The sequence below is a fragment of the Candidatus Cloacimonadota bacterium genome (assembly GCA_011372345.1).
GTDB lineage: Bacteria > Cloacimonadota > Cloacimonadia > Cloacimonadales > TCS61 > DRTC01.
The window spans coordinates 1-2,803 of sequence record DRTC01000403.1; the positions used below are offsets into that span (position 1 = coordinate 1).

General features: G+C 34.1%; 1 protein-coding gene. It reads right to left on the reverse strand.

Annotated elements, in window-relative coordinates; translation table 11 throughout:
* Window positions 1–248: 248 nt before the first annotated feature.
* Window positions 249–2,705, reverse strand: coding sequence for a CRTAC1 family protein (locus tag ENL20_07905; GenBank protein HHE38484.1), 2,457 nt, complete (start codon window positions 2,703–2,705; stop codon window positions 249–251).
* Between the last annotated feature and the right edge of the window lie 98 nt (window positions 2,706–2,803).

The window sequence follows — 2,803 nt, forward strand, 5'->3', positions numbered from 1 at the left end:
AAACTGAATATCAGCAAATGATGAAAAAAAGATATTCTAATTTATTTTTTTTAATTACTACTTTGATCATCGTTATTATTATCTTGTTTGCAATTTTTTTCTTTATTCTTCCAAACACCAATAATGGAAATGTCAGCAATATTATAAATGATGATCTTGTTAAAATTACCTTTAAAGAGGGATTGTTATCAAAATTTTTGCTGAATTTTTCTCGAACATCTATCTTATAATTTTAAGAAATATTTAAATTATTCTCTAAATTCTATCAATCTATTCAACTTATTTATTTTGATATTTTTTACTTTTCCGGAAGGAAATCTTACTTCAAGTTCAAAAGGAATTTTCCAATTTCCTAAACCGAAATGTTGAACCAAAGAGTGCTGATTTGTGGTTCCCTTACCTCCCTGAATTTCTCTTATTAAGTTTATTTTTTCATTAGATAAAGTCAATCTGGTTCCTATACCATCTACATGATCTTTGGAAACAACTTTCACTTCCAGCCAGTTACCAGGATTTGGAGTTTCATTTCTGAAAAGCTGGATTTTTCCACCAGCAGCTAAAATATCAAGATCACCATCATTATCAAGATCTGCAAAAGCAACTCCCCAACCATTGAAATGCCGAACTCCCGCTAAAAAAGTGATTTCACGAAAAGTTTTATCACCGTTGTTCATATACAAAAACGACCTGCGTCCTTCATAAACACAATTAATATAAAGATCGAGAAATCCGTCGTTATTCAGATCACCCCAGGCAGGTTCGGAATGAGTTTCCTCAAATCGAATTCCAGCAGATCTTCGAATATCTTTGAACTTCCAGTTTGGATCACCCAGATTCTCATAGAGCATGGTTTTATTGGAAAAATCGATATATCGAGGATGAGCCAGATTTGCTGTGATCAGGTCAAAATCGCCGTCATTATCGAAATCTCCCCATTCGGATCCGATCGTATGTCCCCACCAGTTATCGATCTCAATTCCGGAAACACCAAGATTTCGAGCTTCATTCGTGAAAACACCGGTTCCGTCATTTTTCCAGAGAAAATTTTCTGTTAAACGGTAATTGGAAACAAAAATATCCAGATTTGAATCATTATCAAAATCTCCGAAATTTACACCGCGTCCAGCTCGATTTTTTCCATCTTTAGGAATCAATCCTGATTTTTCAGTCAGTTCCTGGAATTTACCATTTCCGATCCCAACAAAGAATTGATCGGTTTCATAAACATAATTCTTCTCATAATTAGCAAAATAAATATCGATAAATCCATCATTATTGACATCTCCGATTCCTATTCCTTCAGTTGAGACTTCATTGTCCTTCAAAGAATTTTCACCAGTAGCTTTTTTGAATATTCCATTAAAATTCAGCCAGATTGATTCAGGTTCTTTCGTGACAATATCGAGGTTTCCGTCATTATTGAAATCTCCCCACAATCCACCGTTTGCTCGAATCGTGTCGGGAAAAACCTGTTTTGTGACTTCCGTAAAATATCTTCCGTTATCATTTCTGAAAAGCCTGTTACCATTTAAAAGCATGTCCTGAAAACCGTCATTATCAAAATCTCCCCAGGCAATTCGTCCTGCAGAAATATCTTTCAAACCATACTCTTCAGAAACATCGGTGAATTCCACATCTTCATAGTTTATCCGATTTCTGATGATGCTAATGACTTCATTTTTATCTGTTTGTTGAAGATTCATAAACTCCCTGAAAAGAGTATCAGATTTGGAAGTGTAAACATTTCGTGAATCTCCCGAAATGATTGCATTAATTGCAGAGTCTTTTGCTTTTTCAATTTCCTGCAAACCTTCATACGATTTTGCCAATAAATAGTAGCATTGACCTAAAGTCGTTTCATCATCGATCCCGAGCTGATTGTTATCGATTATATTTAACAAGATTTCTTTTGCTTCAGAATATTCCTCGAATCCAACCAATATCTCGGTAAGGATTGCAGCAGAATTAACTGAAGCTGCTCTTTTTTCCAAATCCCATTCCATTGGCGGAAAATAATCAAGTGTTGGATAATCGAATGATATGGAAAATCCTTTTCGAGCTAATTCCAGAGCTAATGTTGAATCTGTTTTGTTCTTAAATAAATAACTTGCAGAGCGAACATACGGCAGATAATCATCAGGAAAAGCGTTTCTGAACTCTGATAAAACATTTTTCAAATCATTGATTTTTTCTTCATTCTGCAGGGAATACAGCAAATACAAATACATCGTGCGACGCCAGTTTGTTTTCGGATATTTCAAGAGCAATTCTGAAATCACTTCGATCTTCAGGGAATCGTTTCGCCAGATCGGATAAACTTTATCGTAAAACTCTGAATTTGCCAGGTTATAGGTCTGCTCGGATTCCGGGAATTTTTCAATAATTGTATTTTTGATCTTTTCTGCTCTCAAGCTGTCCTGATGGTTTTCCAAAAGTTGAAAACCTGAAAAAGCAACAAAAAGTTTTTCCGGATCAGTTTCAGATTGTGATAATTCTGATGCCTGATTTCTAATTTCGGATTTAACTTCATTTATCCGGATTGAATCATCCCGAACTTCTTCTAACAACATTTTCCAATCATCTAATATTTTTTCAGGTTTGCTTTCTTTTAAAGAGCAAGAAAGAAAAAATAAAATCGTAATAAGAAAAAGAATTTTCTTCAACTTTGGTTCTCCTTTTTTGGATGCCTTTTCTCTTTGAATCATTTTTTTGTCAAATAAACCATCAATACTTTATTGACAAAATAGTGATGTTATGAGCAACTGATTTCGTCTCAAGAAAAATAAAATTCATGAGTTTAAAT